General features: G+C 75.8%; 9 protein-coding genes. 6 read left to right on the top strand and 3 right to left on the bottom strand.

The window, feature by feature from the left end; all coding sequences use genetic code 11:
• Positions 1–1,551 (bottom strand): GAF domain-containing protein (locus tag SH587_RS11955; RefSeq protein ID WP_320670842.1); only part of this gene is annotated, 1,551 nt, incomplete at its 3' end.
• Positions 1,552–1,759: 208 nt separating this feature from the next.
• Between SH587_RS11955 and SH587_RS11950 the strand changes: the two genes are divergently transcribed.
• The 4 genes from SH587_RS11950 to SH587_RS11935 all read left to right on the top strand — a co-directional run bounded on the left by SH587_RS11950 (position 1,760) and on the right by SH587_RS11935 (position 7,504).
• Positions 1,760–3,262 (top strand): aldehyde dehydrogenase family protein, encoded by a 1,503-nt coding sequence (locus SH587_RS11950; RefSeq protein ID WP_320670841.1) that lies wholly within the window; start codon positions 1,760–1,762, stop codon positions 3,260–3,262.
• 541 nt (positions 3,263–3,803) lie between these two features.
• Entirely contained in the window at positions 3,804–5,003 is a 1,200-nt protein-coding gene (locus tag SH587_RS11945) for a PucR family transcriptional regulator (RefSeq protein ID WP_320670840.1), read from the top strand.
• 257 nt (positions 5,004–5,260) lie between these two features.
• Complete coding sequence (locus tag SH587_RS11940) at positions 5,261–6,316, top strand: transglycosylase family protein (protein WP_320670839.1); 1,056 nt, start codon at positions 5,261–5,263, stop codon at positions 6,314–6,316.
• A gap of 114 nt (positions 6,317–6,430) precedes the next feature.
• Complete coding sequence (locus SH587_RS11935) at positions 6,431–7,504, top strand: cellulase family glycosylhydrolase (protein ID WP_320670838.1); 1,074 nt, start codon at positions 6,431–6,433, stop codon at positions 7,502–7,504.
• Positions 7,505–7,514: 10 nt separating this feature from the next.
• On the opposite strand, the gene SH587_RS11930 is transcribed toward SH587_RS11935, so the two are convergent.
• Both SH587_RS11930 and SH587_RS11925 read right to left on the bottom strand, forming a co-directional pair.
• The gene (locus tag SH587_RS11930) at positions 7,515–11,285 is read right to left on the bottom strand and encodes an indolepyruvate ferredoxin oxidoreductase family protein (protein WP_320670837.1); all 3,771 of its coding nucleotides are present in this window, start codon (positions 11,283–11,285) and stop codon (positions 7,515–7,517) included.
• A 261-nt stretch (positions 11,286–11,546) separates the two neighbouring features.
• Positions 11,547–12,311 (bottom strand): FadR/GntR family transcriptional regulator, encoded by a 765-nt coding sequence (locus SH587_RS11925; RefSeq protein WP_320670836.1) that lies wholly within the window; start codon positions 12,309–12,311, stop codon positions 11,547–11,549.
• A gap of 146 nt (positions 12,312–12,457) precedes the next feature.
• Here SH587_RS11925 and SH587_RS11920 point away from each other — a divergent pair, with 146 nt between their 5' ends.
• Together SH587_RS11920 and SH587_RS11915 are read left to right on the top strand one after the other, a co-directional pair.
• A complete protein-coding gene (locus tag SH587_RS11920; RefSeq protein ID WP_320670835.1) occupies positions 12,458–13,567 on the top strand; it encodes a Glu/Leu/Phe/Val dehydrogenase dimerization domain-containing protein in 1,110 nt (369 codons plus the stop codon).
• Between the two features lie 163 nt (positions 13,568–13,730).
• A complete protein-coding gene (locus SH587_RS11915) occupies positions 13,731–15,623 on the top strand; it encodes a hydantoinase B/oxoprolinase family protein (protein WP_320670834.1) in 1,893 nt (630 codons plus the stop codon).
• Positions 15,624–15,626: the final 3 nt, after the last annotated feature.

The raw sequence follows: 15,626 nt of genomic DNA, 5'->3' as shown, positions 1-15,626 counted from the left end.
GAGCCGGCGGCGGAGGGCGGCGATCCGACCGGCGGCGGCGCCGCGCCGCGGGTCGCCGGGCGGCAGCGCCCGCACCAGCGCCTCGGCCGCCCGCAGGTCGTCGGAGCCGTGGGGGCGGGCGCACCAGGCGGCCAGCGCCTCGGCGTCGCCGGCCTCCAGCAGCGCCCCGCGCAGCTCGGCGTGGAGCGCGTCGGCGACGTCGCGGACCCCGGGCGCCCGGCTGTCGGGCAGCAGCGGCCCGCGGTAGGCCGCGACGGCCCCGACCAGGTCGCCCTCCGCCAGCCGCGTGCGGACGTCGTCGAGGTCGCTGGCGACGCCCGGGGCCAGCCGGTAGGGCCGGGTCAGGACCGCCCCCGGCAGCCGCGACCGCAGCCGCGAGCAGGCAGCCCGGGCGGTGCTGTCGTTGGCCTGGTCGCCGTGCAGCAGCACGGCCAGCCGCTCGGCGCTGAGGCCGTCGCGGTGGGCGACCAGCAGCGCCAGCAGCTCGGCGTGGCTGCGGCTGAGCGGAACATGACTGGGGGCGGCGCCGTGGACCGGGCTCGGCGTGCCGATCCCGGCCAGCGGGCTGGCGGTCCCCAGCAGCTGGAGGGCGATCCGCGGCCGCGGCCGGCTCGGGCGCTCCGTCGGATAGACGAGGAAGCCGGCGTCGCCGACCGCCACCGCGTGCCCGGTGCGGCCGTCGGGTAGCAGCAGCTCGCCGCCCTCCGGTCCCGGGACCGGCAGCCGCCAGCGCCCGTCGCGGGCCTCGTCGCCGGGCCGCCCGGCGCCGCCCTCGAGGTCGATCACTCGCCCGCGCGGGCTCAGGGCCAGAACCGGCGCCGGCGCCCCCGCCGGGCGCTGGCGGGCCTGCTCCAGCAGTCGCGCGTCGCGTCGCCGGGCACGGGCGCGCAGGGCCTCCTCGGCGGCGCGCGCGGCGCCGGCCAGGAACGGCAGCGTCCGCGGGTCGACGGTCCGCAGGTCGGCGGTCGCGTCGAGCACCCCGAGCACCTCGCCGGTCTCGGGGTCGTGGATCGGGGCCGCCGAGCAGGTCCAGCCGTGGACCGCGGGCCGGAAGTGCTCGGCGCTGAAGATCTGGACCGCGTGGTCCTCGGCCAGCGCGGTCCCGACGGCGTTGGTGCCGGCGGCCCGCTCGCTCCAGTCGGCGCCGGCGGCGAAGCCCATCTCGTCGCTGGCCCGCTCGATCGTCGCGTCCGCGCCGTCGACCCACAGCAGCAGCCCGCTGCCGTCGCTCAGCGCCAGCACGTGCGGCCCGTTGGCCGAGAGCTGCCGCAGCACCCGCCCCAGGATCCCGCTGACGGGGGCCAGCGGATGGGCGATCCGCCGCAGCTCGAGCGCGTCGCCGTCGAGCGGGACCGGGGCGCGGTCGCCCGAGGGGTCGACCCCGGCGGCCGCCGAGCGTTGCCACGAGCGGTCGATCACCGAGCGGACCGCGTCGGCGACCCGCTGGCCGGAGCGGGCGGTCTCGTTCAGGCGCGCGAGCCGGAGCGCGTGGCGCAGCGGGTCGGTGGCGGCGTCGAACGCGGCCCACGGGTCGATCGCGGTCCTCGGCATGGACTCTCTCCGGATCCGAGACTACGCGCTCGCGCGCGGGCGCTCGCGGGGAAGTCGGCCGCGCGGCGCTGGTTCGACCGCCGTCGCCCGTAGTTGGCGCGTTGCCGCTCGCTGCCGGCAACGTCGGGGCAACGGGCGCGGGCGTACGTTCGCGTCACCGACCCGGCACGGTGCCGGGAGATCCCGAGCGAAGGAACGGACCGCCACCATGGCCACCACCATCGACACGCCGACCGCGAGCGCCGCCGCCGGCTTCCTCCAGGGCACCAAGCAGCTGCTGATCGACGGCCAGTTGGTCGACGCGGCCTCGGGCAAGACCTTCGAGACGATCGACCCCGGCACCGGCCAGGTGCTGGCCGTCGTCGCCGAGGGCGGGGCGGAGGACATCGACCGCGCCGTCGCCGCCGCCCGCCGCGCCTTCGAGGGTCCGTGGTCGCGGATCAGCCCCTCGGAGCGGGGCCGGATCATCCACCGGATCGGCGACCTGATCGCCGAGAACGCCGAGGAGCTGGCCGAGCTCGACTCGCTCGACAACGGCAAGCCGAAGGCCGTTGCTCAGGCCGCCGACGTCGCGCTCGCCGCCGACCTCTTCTGGTACATGGCCGGCTGGGCGACGAAGCTCAAGGGCGGCACGGTCACCCCGTCGGTGCCCTACGTCCCGGCCGACACCGAGTTCCACGCCTACACGCTGCGCGAGCCGCTCGGCGTCGTCGGCCAGATCATTCCCTGGAACTTCCCGCTGCTGATGGCGGCCTGGAAGCTCGGCCCGGCGCTGACGACCGGCAACACGGTGGTCCTGAAGCCGGCCGAGCAGACTCCGCTGTCGGCGCTGCGGCTCGGCGAGCTGCTGCTCGAGGCGGGCGTCCCCGCCGGCGTGGTCAACATCGTCCCGGGCTACGGCGAGACCGCCGGCGCGCGGCTGGCCGAGCACCCCGACGTCGACAAGGTCGCGTTCACCGGCTCGACCGAGGTCGGCAAGCTGATCGCCCGCGCGGCGACCGGCAACCTCAAGCGGGTCTCGCTGGAGCTGGGCGGCAAGTCGCCGAACGTCGTCTTCTCCGACGCCGACGTCGACGCCGCGATCGCCGGCGCCGCCCAGGGGATCTTCTTCAACCAGGGCGAGGTCTGCTCGGCCGGCTCGCGGCTCTACGTCCAGCAGGACCAGTTCGACCGGGTGGTCGAGGGCGTCTCGCAGGCGGCGAAGGCGATCAAGGTCGGCTATGGCCTCGACGCCGAGACCGAGATGGGCCCGCTGGTCTCGCAGGAGCAGTTCGAGCGCGTGACCGGCTACCTGAAGGTCGGCCAGGAGCAGGGCGCCAGCCCGGTCGCCGGCGGCAACGCGATCGACCGTCCCGGCTACTACGTCGAGCCGACGGTGATCACGGGTGCCGACGCCAGCCACGCGATCGTCCGCGAGGAGGTCTTCGGGCCGGTGATCGCGGCCCTGCCCTTCAGCGACGTCGACGACCTGGCCCGCCAGGCCAACGACTCCCACTACGGGCTGGCGGCCGGGATCTGGACCCGCGACATCTCGAAGGCCCACCGGCTGGCGAAGCGGATCAAGGCCGGCACCGTCCACGTCAACACGTACCACGTGTTCAGCGCCGAGCTGCCCTTCGGCGGCTACAAGCAGAGCGGCTGGGGTCGGGAGATGGGCGAGGAGGTCCTGAACAACTACCTGGAGACCAAGTCGGTGATCGTCGGGCTGTAGGCGGGGGGGGGGCGGGCGGCCGACGTCGACGTCGAATCGCACTCTCGCGGGCCGCCGCTTGCGCGAGACCGCGATTCGACGTCGCCCCGCCGGTCGAACGCGGTCTCGCCCTCCGGCGACGGGTGAGACCGCGATTCGGCGTCGTCCGCCGACCAATCGCCCGCTCGGGCCGCCTGCCCCGCGCCAGACCGCGATTCGGCGCCGCCCCGACGGCCGAACGCGATCTCGCCCTCCGGCGACGAGCGAGACCGCGATTCGGCGTCGCCCGTCGACCAATCGCCCGCTCGGGCCGCCCGCCCCGCGCCAGACCACGATCCGACGTCGCCCCGCCGACCAATCGCCCGCTCGGGCCGCCCGCCCGCATCAGACCACGATCCGACGTCGCCCCGACGGCCGAACGCGGCCTCGCCCCGCGACGACGGACGAGACCGCGATTCGACGTCGCCGGTCTTGCTCGTTCCGCGATGAAACGGCGCCTGGCCGTCGGGTCCTCGTCGCGGATTCGTGCCGGAGCTTCAGCGGATCGTGTCAAGATCGGTTGGTGACCGAGGCGGGCGTTGAACGGGAGGAGCGCGAGGCGCGGACCCGGCTGGCCGCGGTCCCGTCCGACCTGACCGCGGTCCTGCGGCCGATCCTGCCGGCGGTCGCCGACGAGGTCGTCGAGGTGATCCGGGCCGAGGTCGACGAGTACCGGCGGCCCTTCGGCGGCAGCTTCGGTCGCACCGTCCGCCGCGGCGTCGAGCTGTCGCTGGGCGAGTTCGTCGGCCTGATCGAGGACCCCGAGCGGCCGGCGGCGGGGACCCAGGTGATCTTCGAGCTGGGCCGCGGCGAGGTTCGGGCCGGCCGCACCGTCGACGCGCTCCAGGCCGCCTTCCGCTGCGGGGCGCGGGTCGCTTGGCGGCGGTTCGGCGACAGCGCCCGCGAGCACGGCGCCGAGCAGGACGCGCTGATCGCCCTCGGCGAGGCGATCTTCGCCTACATCCACCGGCTCTCGGCGCTGGCCGTCGCCGGCTGGGCCCAGGAGCAGTCGCTGCGGGCCGGCGCCACCCAGCGGGCTCGCGACGCGCTGGTCCGGCTGGCGATCGCCGAGCCGCCGGCCGACGAGATCGACGTCACCGCCGCCGCCCGCGAGCTGGGCTGGACACCGCCGGGCGCGGTCGCGGTGGTGGTGGTCCCCGACGGCGACGGTCCCGGCGACCTGCTGCGGATCGACCCCCAGATCGCCGCCTCGGTCCGCGACGGCGCGGTCGTCGGGCTGGTGCCGGCCTCGGGCACGCTCGACCGGGTCGCCGCCGCGCTCGCCGGGCGGCCGGCGGCGATCGGGCCGACGGTCGCGTGGGAGGCGGTCGCCCGCTCGCACCGGCGGGCGCGGGCGGTGCTGGCGCTGCATGCCGACGGCCGGCTGCCGGGGGCGACGCTGCCGCTGCGGGCCAGCGACCACCTGGAGGCGCTGGTGCTGCACGCCGACGCCGGCGCCTCGGCCGAGCTGGCCGACCAGGTGCTGGCCCCGCTCGACGCGCTGCCGCCCGGCCGCCGCGCTCGCCAGCTGGAGACGCTGCGGGCCTGGCTCGACCACCGCGGCCACGGACCGCGGATGGCGGAGGACCTGCACCTGCACCCGCAGACCGTCCGCTACCGGGTGGCGCGGCTGCGCGAGGTGCTGGGCCCGGCGCTCGACGAGCCCGACGGCCGCTTCCGGCTGGAGCTGGCGCTGCGCCGGCGCGGCGTCCGTCACGGGTGAGCGGCGGGCGGCCCGGGCGGCGGGCGCCGACCTCCGCCGACCCTCCGCTCTCCGGCTGCGACGTTTCGGTCACTGACAGACCGGAACGTCACAACCCACCGGCCGGCGCGGCGAGCGGCCGATGTGGACGCTGCCCGCACGATGTCGTGCAGCGCTCGGCAGCGGCGGCGGGTGTCCGTAACGTCGTCTGCCGCGCGGGCCGATTGCCGTCTCGGACCGCCCACCCGATGCTCCGAACCTCCGTCCTTCGACGCCCCGTGGGCGCGCTCGCCGTGGTCGCGCTGCTCGCCCTGACCCTGCTCGCGCTGCGGCCGCACCTGGCCCCGGGCGCCCAGAGCAGCGGCGCGCTGCGGCAGCAGATCGACCGCCAGCGGGGGACCGAGCAGCGGCTCTCCTCGACCGCGGCCAAGCTCGGCGCGCTCGAGCAGGGCGCCGCGAAGGCCGTCGCCGTCGCCCAATCGCGGCTGGCCGACGTCCAGCACGACTACGACGCCGCCCAGCAGCGGCTGGCCACCACCACCAGCGACCTGCGCGCGACCCGCGCCCGGCTCGTGCGGCTGCACCGGCGGCTGGCCGAGGGGCGCCAGATCCTGGCCGAGGTGCTGCGGGCCCGCTACGCCTACGAGAAGCCCGACGTCGTCGACCTGGTCCTCAGCAGCAAGGGCTTCTCCGACCTGCTGGAGCGGCTGTCCTTCCTGAAGCGGGTCCAGCGCCGCGACACCGCGATCGTGACCGCCGTCCGCCGCGCCCGCACCGACGCGATCCGCGACGAGGGCCGGCTGCAGAAGCTGCGCAGCGGCCAGCAGCGGCAGGCGGCGATCGTCAGCCGTCAGCGCGACGCGATGGCCTCGATGACCGCCGGCCTCGAGCAGCGCCGGTCGGCGCTCGCCCAGGCCCGCGACGCGCGGCTGGCCGCGCTGGCCGACACCCGCGCCAGCCGCCGCCGGGCCGAGCGCACGCTCACCCGTCTGGAAGCCGAGCAGGCCCGCGCCGCGCGCCAGTTCAGCGCCCCGGCGGCGACCGCCCGCAGCGGCGGGGGCGGGGGTGGCGGCCAGTCCTCGGGCGGCCCGTGGGCGATCCCGTGGCCGATCGTCCAGTGCGAGTCCGGCGGCCAGAACGTGCCGCCGAACAGCGCCGGCGCCTCGGGCTACTACCAGTTCATGCCCCAGACCTGGCGTGGGCTCGGCGGCAGCACGCCGCACGCCTACCAGGCGTCGAAGGCCGAGCAGGACCGGCTGGCGGCGAAGCTCTGGAACGGCGGCGCCGGCGCCAGCAACTGGGACTGCGCCGCGATCGTCGGCATCACGCACTAGCCGGCACCGTCCACCGTCCGTCCGCCTGGCGCGTTCGCGCTGACGGAGCCCGTAGGATCCGCCGCGCGCGGCTGGGTCGGTCGCGTCCGGTCTCGATCCCTGGAGGACCTCTCGATGCGCTCATCCCTGCTCACCGCCGCGGCGATCGCCGCCGCCCTGCTCGGCGCCGCCGCGCCCGCCTCGGCCGCGATGGTCAAGGGGATCGAGGACGACCGGCTGATGCTGTCCGACGACCCCGCCGACCGCCAGGCCTTCTGGACCGCGGTCGAGCAGGCGCGGGCGAAGACGGTGCGGGTGGTGCCGCGGTGGCCGATCGGGGCCGAGACGGTGCCCGAGGACACCCTGCTGCGGCTGCGGCGAGCGGTCACCGAGGGCCAGGCCAAGGGCGCCAAGCTGCTGGTCGGCATCTACCAGGGGATCGGCCGCGGCCAGCCGCGCAGCTTCCGGGTCGACGCCGCCACCCAGCTGGCCTACGTGCGCTTCGCCGGGTCGCTGGCCAAGGGCCTCTCCGACCTGCCGATCGCCGGCTACCTGACCTGGAACGAGCCGAACTACGCGACCACCTGGCCGCAGGCCCAGGCGCGCGAGTGGGTGACGCTCTCCAACCGCACCTACCGGGCGATCCGCAGCGCCGACCCCGGCGTCCCGATCCTGGCCGGCGAGGCGGCGCCGAACGTCCGCAACAACAACAGCAAGTCGACCAACCCGGGCGCGTTCTTCCGCAAGGCGCTGTGCCTGAACAGCGCCTACCGGCCGCAGAACCGCTCCAAGAGCTGCCGCAGCACCAAGCTGCTGGCCGACGGCATCACGCTCCACACCTACGACTTCACCGGCTCGCCGCTGCGCGCGAACAAGAACAAGGACGCCTGGGTCCACGGCAACCTGAACCAGGCGGTCAGCCAGATCCGCAAGCTGGCGGCGGCCAAGAAGATCACCGTCAAGGCCTCGCGCAACGTCCACATCACCGAGTTCGCCTACCGCTCGAAGGAGCCGAACCGGACCGATCCGAAGCTGGCCGCCACCTACACGCGGCAGGCCTGGAACGCGGCCAAGAAGGCCGGGATCAAGTCGTTCATCTGGTACCTGCTGCGCGACCCGTCGAACCCCGACGACAACTTCGCCAGCGGCCTCTTCAGCGCGACCGGCGAGCCGTACCCGGTCTGGGACGTCTTCCGGACCCTCCGCTGATCGCGGCCGCTCAGTCGGCGGCGACGGGCGCCGGCGCGTCCGTCGCCTCCAGCTCGGCGAGGGCGGCGGCGCCGGCCTCGCGGAAGCGCGCGACGGCGTCCAGCCGCACCTGCTCGTAGCCGCGGACCGTCTCGGCCAGGGCCGCGACCGCCGCGATCCGCTCGGCCGTCGCCGGCCGCAGCCGCCGCAGCGCCCGGTCGACCAGCGTCCGGTACTCGCCCGGCAGCGCCCGGTCGGTCCGCCGGACCTCCGTCCGCCCGAACGGGTCGAGCGCGGTCCCGCGCAGCCGCCGCGCCCGGTAGAGCGCCCGCATGCTCGGCCGGATCCAGCTGCCGAGCCCGATCTTGCCGTCGTGGAAGCGGCGCAGCTGGGGCGGGTCGAGCTGGATCCGGACCCGCGCCCCGGGCCCGAACTCGCGCCGGATCCGCTCCTGCTCGTCGGGATCCAGGTGCAGCCGCGCGATCTCGTACTCGTCCTTGGCGGCCAGCAGGTGGTGGAGCCCGCGGGCGAAGGCGACCCGGATCGCGGTCGAGCCGGGCGCCCGGTCGGCCTCGACCGCGGCCACCTCGGCGACCTCGCGCAGGTAGCGCTCGGCCAGCCGCTGGTCCTGGTAGGCGACCAGCTCCGGCGTCCGCACCGCCAGCACGTGGCGGAGCGCGGCGGTGGCGGCGTCGCCGGGCGCGGCCAGCGCGTCGAGCTGGGCGCGCAGCGCCGCCGGCAGCGCGGCGATCCGGCGCTCGTCGCGGTCGCCGTCGCCGGCGGGACGGTGGTGGTCGACCCGCAGCGGCGTCTCCGCGGTCGGCAGGGCCAGCGGGTCGGCGCCCGGCAGGTCCATCGCCAGCGGCCGGTCGACGCCGGTGGCGTGGAGCGCGGCCCGCAGTGCGTCGGGGCGGGCGACGGCGGCCCGGCCCCAGCGGAAGGCGGCGACGTTGGCGTCGACCGCGACCCCGCCCAACGTGATCGCCCGCTCGATCGAGGCCGGCCGCAGCGGCACCGCGCCGGCCTGGACCGCGGCCCCGAGGACGACCACGTTGGCCGCCAGGTGGTCGCCGACCAGCGCCTCGGCGATCGCGACCGCGTCGAGCGCCAGCGCCTCGCGCGAGCGGGCCCGGACCCGGTCGGCCAGCGGTCCGCTGTGGTGGACCGCGGCGTGCGGGTCGACGACCTGCTCGCCGGTCGGGACCTCGCTGGTCGAGAGCACGGCGAAGGTCCGCTCGGGATCGGCGCCGGCCAGCTGGACGGCGTTGGTCGCGCCGAGCAGGTCGAAGGCCAGCAGCGCGTCGAGCGTCCGGGCCGAGGCGCGGGGACCGCCGACGATCGTGTGGTCGCCGATCCGGACGTCGCTGATGACGTTGCCGCCCTTCTGCGAGAGCCCGGTCTGGTCGAGCCCGATCGCCTCGCGGCCCTCGAGCAGCGCGGCGACGCCGAGCAGGTGGCTGACGGTGACCACGCCGGTGCCGCCGATCCCGCACATCCGGACGGTGAACTCGCGGGCGTCGGGGCCGCCGGCCCACGGCGGCGCCGGCAGGTCGTCGGGCGCGCTCGGGCGCGGGGCCGCCTCGGCGCCGGCCGCGGCCCGCGCCAGCTGCCGCCGCGCCCACCAGCCGCCGAGGCCGCGGCGGCGGTCGGCGGGGACGACGGTGACGAAGCTCGGGCACTCGCCCTGCAGGCAGGAGAGGTCGACGTTGCAGGAGGACTGGTGGATCCGCGTCTTGCGGCCCAGCTCGGTGTCGACGGGCTGGACCGAGAGGCAGGAGGACTTGCGGCCGCAGTCGCCGCAGCCCTCGCAGACCCGCTCGTTGATCATCGCCCGCTCGGCCGGTCGCTCGAGCTGGCCACGCCGCCGCAGCCGCCGCTTCTCGGCCGCGCAGCGCTGGTCGTGGAGCAGCACCGTGACCCCGTCGAGCGCCCGCAGCTCGGCCAGCGACTCGTCGACCCGGTCACGGTCGCGGACCTCGGCGTTGGCGGCCAGCTCGACGCCGCGGTACTCCTCCAGCCGCTCGGTGGTGACGATCGTCCGCTGCACGCCCTCGGCCTCCAGCAGCCGGGTCAGGGCCGGGACGGTCATCCCGCCCTCGATCGCCTGGCCGCCGGTCATCGCGACCGCGTCGTTGTAGAGCAGCCGGTAGACCATCCGCTGGCCGCTGGCGACGGCGAACCGCAGGGCCAGTGAGCCGCTGTGGGCGAAGGTGCCGTCGCCGACGTTCTGGACGAAGGCGTCGTCGAGGTCGACGAACGGGGCCATCCCGACCCACTGCGCGCCCTCGCCGCCCATCTGGGTCGAGCCGGTCACCTCGCCCTTGCCGGCGTCGTCGATCAGCGCCATCACGTGGCAGCCGATCCCGGCCCCGACGACGGTCCCGTCGGGTGCCTTGAGCGACGTGTTGTGGGGACAGCCGGAGCAGAAGAAGGGGGTCCGGGCGGGGGAGGGGGCGGCGCCGGCCATCGGCAGCGTGATCGCGACGCCGCCGGCCGGGCGCCGGCGGAGCGCGTCGCGGCGGGCGTCGATCCGGGCCGCCTCGTCCTCGCTCAGCCGCTCGCGCAGCCGCGGGGCCAGCGCCTCGAGGATCAGGTCGGCGTTCAGCTCGCCGACGACCGGGACCAGCGGCCGGTCGTGCTCGTCGCGCTCGCCGACGATCCGCGGCGCGCCGGGGCGGCCGTAGAGCGCGTCACGCAGCTGGGTCTCCAGGAAGGCGTGCTTCTCCTCGACGACGACCACCTCGTCGAGCCCGTCGGCGAACGCCCGCAGGCCCTCGCGGTCGGCCGGCCAGGGGGCGCGGACCTGGAGCAGCCGGACGCCGGCGTCGGCCAGCCGCCGCTCGTCGAGCCCGACGTCGTGGAGCATCTGGACCAGGTCGTGCCAGGTGCGGCCGGCGGCGACGATCCCGAGCGCGGCCCGCCCGTCGCGGCAGCCGTGGACGACGTTGAGGCCGTTGGCGCGCAGGTAGTCGACGGCCAGCGGCAGCCGCACCTCGGCCAGCGAGCGCTCCATGTCGAGGTTGCCCGGCGGCAGGATCCGGGCGTTCGGCTGGTGGCGGTAGGGCCCGGCGCCGTGGCCGGGCCAGGGCCGCTCGGGCCGCTGCGGCCGGACCCGCTCGGGCGAGACCCGCAGCGTGCCGTGGGCGTCGGCGACGGCGGTCACCACCTTGACGGCGGCCCACAGCCCGCTGGCGCGCGAGAGCGCGGCGGCGTGGCGGACCAGGTCGACCGCCTCCTGGACGTTGCCGGGGTAGAGGATCGGGACCTGGATCGCGGCCAGCGTCGCCTCGGAGGCGGAGGGCAGGGTCGAGGACTTCGAGGCCGGGTCGTCGCCGACCAGCGCCACCACGCCACCGAGCGGGTGGGTGCCGATCACGTTGCCGTGGCGGATCGCGTCGGTCGCGCGGTCGAGGCCGGGGGCCTTGCCGAACCAGACGCCGAGCACGCCGTCGACCCGCGCCCCGCGCCGCTCGGGGGCCAGCTGGCTGCCCCAGACCGCGGTCGCGCCCAGCTCCTCGTTGAGCCCGGGCTGGAAGTGCAGGTCGAGCTCGGGCAGCTCGCGGCTGGCGCGGATCGCCTCCTTGTCGACGCTGCCGAGCGGCGAGCCCTGGTAGCCGGAGACGTAGCCGCCCGTCCGCTGGCCGGCCGCGCGGTCGGCGCGGAGGGTGTCGACGACCCCGCGGATCAGGGCCTGGATGCCGGTCAGGTGGACGCGACCCGCGGCGGCGGTGTAGCGATCCTCCAAGCGGAAGCCGGCGACGGTGGACTCGGCCCCGCCCCCGGGCGGCAGCATCTCCCTCATGGTCAACAACTCTAACCAGCGCTGGGGAGGGTTGGCAACCGATGGGCGGTCGTGCGCCAGCTCGATCGGCGCTCGCCGCGGGTCGTCGTCACCGGGGGAGCCATGCGGCCCATGCCCCCATGTCAGCGCAGCGCCGGCCCCGGCCGGGGCGATCGCCGCTGCCGACCCGACGCGCGGGGGGCGATGCGCGGAGGTCCGCCTGTCGGCGCTCCGAGGGGCGGGGTTCCGCGGACCGCGGCGGCGGGAGTCGTCCCGCGCGGGCTACTCGTCGCGCTGGAGCGGCAGTAGGAAGTCGGGCGTCCGCCGCAGCAGCGTGCGGCCGGTCTCCTGCTCCCAGGTCTGCTCGACCTTGGCCAGGTGCTCGTCCATCACCTGGTCGACCGCGTCGAGGTCGCCGTTGCCGATCGCCGCCAGCGTCCGCTCGTGGATGTCGAGCGTCCAGTCGGGGACCAGCGGGACGTGCAGCGCCATGTCGCGCGCGATCTCCAGCCGGCGCAGGATCGTGCGCATCAGCGAGATCACCGTGGTGTTGCCCGAGGCGCGCGCGATCGCCAGGTGGAAGCGGGTGTCGAGCTGGAGGAAGCGGTCCTCCTCGGCGGCGATCCGGCCGCGTCCGACGAGCTCGCGCTGCTGCACCAGCAGCCGCTCCAGCCGGCTGAGGTCCTCGTCGTTGGCGCGCGCGGCGGCGAGCTGGGCGACCCGCGGCTCGACCAGCCGGCGGGCCTCGAGCACGCCGGGGATCTCCGACAGCCGCATCCGCGATCCGCGCATCACCAGCTCGCGCGGGACGTACTCGCTGGCCACCGTCATGCCGCCGCCGGGGCCGGGGGTGACCGCGACCACGCCGGCGTCGGCGAGCACCCGGATCGCCTCGCGGAGGGTCGGGCGGCTGATCTGCATCTGGGCGGCCAGGTCACGCTCCGAGGGCAGGCGGTCGCCCTCGCGCAGCTCGCCGTGGGCGATGCTGTCGGTGATCTGCGTCACCGCCTCCTCGAACGTGCGACGCGTCTGAACCGGCTGGAACACCGGGTTGAGCATAGACCGCTCCCGGCCGGAGGTTGACCCCGGAGCGCGCTTGGTAACTTGACCTGACCAAGAGTGGCTGCTGTGATGGACGCACAGAGCGCACGGCGTACCCGCCGGCGCTTCCGCGAACGGGAGGCAGGAGCCAGATGCAGCGCCACGACGACCCGGCCATCGCCACGGCGGCCCTGGTCGAACCGCCCCACGAACGCGGACCGCGGCTGCCGGAACGGGTCGATCACGAGCGGGTCGTCCACGTCCACGACCCGGCCAGCGGGCTGCGGGCGATCGTCGCCGTCCACTCGACGGTGCTCGGCCCGGCGCTCGGTGGCCTCCGCCGCCGGCACTACCCCGGCGGCACGCCCGAGGCGTTGGTCGACGTGCTGCGGCTGAGCGCGGCGATGACCGACAAGGCGGCGCTGGCCGGGCTCGACCTCGGCGGCGGCAAGGCGGTCGTGCTCGACGACGGCGACGAGGCGGCCTGGCCGGCCCGGCTCGACGCGCTGGCCGCGGTGCTGGAGGAGCTGGGCGGCCGCTACATCACCGCCGAGGACATCGGCACCACCACCGCCGACATGGACCGGCTGGCCCGCGGGACCGCCTGGGTGGTCGGCCGCTCGCCGGCCGCGGGCGGCGTCGGCGACCCCTCGCCGGTGACCGCGGAGACGGTCGTCGAGGGGATCCGCGCCGGCCTCGGCGCGGCGACCGGCAGCGAGGATCCGGCCGGCCGCGCGGTCGGCGTGGTCGGGCTCGGCAAGGTCGGGGCGGCGGTCGCCGTGCGGCTGGCCGAGGCCGGGGCCGAGGTCTGGGCCTGCGACGTCGATCCGCAGCGGGTCGCGGCGCTGGCCGCCTCCGGCCACGTGCGGCCGGCCTCCGGGCTCGACGAGGTCGTGGCCCGCGCCGGCGACGTGCTCGCCCCCTGCGCGACCGGGGCGATGGTCGGCGCCGAGCTGGTCGACGCGCTCCGCTGCTCGGTCGTCTGCGGGGCGGCCAACAACCAGCTCGCCGACCCGGCCGTCGAGACGCTGCTGCACGAGCGCGGGATCGTCTGGGTGCCCGACGTGCTGGCCAACTGCGGCGGCCTGATCGCCGTCGCCCAGGAGCGGCCCGGCGGCGACCCGGCCTCGACCCCGGCCGCCGTCGCGCGGGCCGCCGCCCGGATGCGCGAAGTGCTGGCGCGGGCCGCCGAGGACGGCGTCGCGCCGGGCGCCACGGCGCGCGCGATGGTCGCCGAGCGGCTGGCCGCCGCCGCCCGCTGAGGGACGCGGCCCGCGGACCGCCGCCGGCGGGCCGGCCCTGCCGGGGGACAAGCCCGCGGCCGGCCTTTGTGCCGGGCACGCATTGCCCGGGCGCCCGACCGGCTCCTAGATTGCCGCCACTTCCTGAGCGACCGGCCGGCAAGGGGCCACGAAAGGAGCGTCCATGGAGAGGACGGAGGGGGCCGTCGCCGAACGCGGCGGCCCGGGGGAGACGGCGGGCTACGACCCGATCACGTTCAGCGTCCTGCTCAGCCGCTTCTCGAGCATCGCGCACGAGATGACGCTGACCCTGGAGTACACGGCCTGGACGTCGATCCTGGCGCTGGCGCGCGACTACTCCTGCGCGATCTACGACGCGCGGCCGCGGCAGATCTGCATGTTCGACGCGCTGCCGATCCACACCACCTCGATGCACCTGGTGCTCGAGGAGATCGCCGCCGCGTTCGAGGGCGACGTCCACGAGGGCGACGTCTTCATGTGCAACGCGCCCTACCGCGGCAACACCCACGTCGGCGACGTCGTCACCGCCGAGCCGGTCTTCGTCGACGGTCGGCACCTGTTCTGGTCGGTCACCAAGGGCCACCAGCTCGACGTCGGGGCGGTGATCCCGTCGAGCATCGTCCCGAGCGCGAAGGACGTCTGGCAGGAGGGGCTGCACATCCCGCCGCTGAAGATCCACGACCGCGGGGTCCCGCGCGAGGACGTCATCGACCTGTACCTGACGAACCTCCGCTACCGCGACCTGCTGCACGGCGACCTGCTCGCCCAGCTCGGCTCGATCGGCAAGGGCCGCGTGCGGCTGCAGGAGCTGGTCGCCGAGTACGGGGCCGACGAGGTCGTCCGCTACGTCGACCACATCATCGACTACGCCGACCGCCGGATGGCCGAGGAGGTCCGCGCGATCCCCGACGGCGTCTACACCGCCGAGTCGTGGGTCGACAGCGACGGCGCCGACGGCACCGACATCCCGATCCGGGTCGCGGTGACCGTCGAGGACGACCGCGTGAGGGTCGACTACAGCGGCAGCGGGCCGCAGTCGCCGAGCGGCGTCAACGGGACCTTCGCGACCTCGCAGGGGGCCGCCGCGATCCCGTTCATGTACTACATCGACCCCGACGTCCCCCACAACGACGGCTGCTTCCGCCACGTCGAGGCCTACGCGCCGGAGGGGACGATCTGCCACGCCGCCTACCCCGCGGCGACCTCGAGCGCGACCACCTGTCCCTCGGACACGATGCACGACGTCATCAACAAGGCGATGGCGGCGGCGGTGCCGGACAAGGTCGTGGCCGGCGGCGCGCGGGCGGCGAACATGCCCAACTGGGCCGGGATCGACGAGCGCACCGGCGAGCCGTGGGCGGCGATGTTCTTCAACAACGGCGGCGGCGCCGGCGCGGCCAAGGGCACCGACGGCTGGCCGATCCTGGCCACGCTGGCGGCGATGGGCGGCCTCAAGTCGCTGGTGATCGAGCAGCTGGAGCTGCTCTACCCGCTGCTGGCCGACAGCATGGAGATCGAGCCCGACTCGATGGGCGTCGGCGAGTGGATCGGCGGGCCCGGCGTCCGCTGGGCGGTGCGCCCGATCGCCGGTTCGGCCGAGGTCGTGACCTTCGGCGACGGCCAGGCCAACCCGCCGCACGGCGTGCTCGGCGGCACGATGGGGATCGGCGGCGGCCAGTACGTCGAGGACGAGGCGACGGGCAAGCGCACGTTCGTCTCCGCCACCGGCCACTACCTCGTCGGCCCCGGCCAGCGGCGGGTCGGCGTCTCGACCGGCGGGGGCGGCTACGGCAACCCGATCGACCGCCCGGTCGAGCAGGTCCGGCGCGACGTCCGCGACGGCCTGATCACCCGCGCCACCGCCGACGACCTGCACGGCGTGGTGCTCTCCGACGACTGGGACCCGGTCGTCGACGAGCCGGCCACCGTCGCCCGCCGCGCCGAGCTGGCGCTGGTCGAGCGGCCGCTGGTCGAGCCGACCGTGCCGTCGGCGTCGACCTGGCTGCAGGAGCAGCTGCGGCCCGGCGACGAGTCCCTCCTCAACCCGACCGTCTGAAGG

Origin of the sequence: Patulibacter defluvii, from assembly GCF_034096925.1 — a bacterium.
Classification (GTDB): domain Bacteria; phylum Actinomycetota; class Thermoleophilia; order Solirubrobacterales; family Solirubrobacteraceae; genus Patulibacter; species Patulibacter defluvii.
Note: the sequence above shows the minus strand (reverse complement) of the source record. Positions and strands in the feature narration are given on the sequence as shown.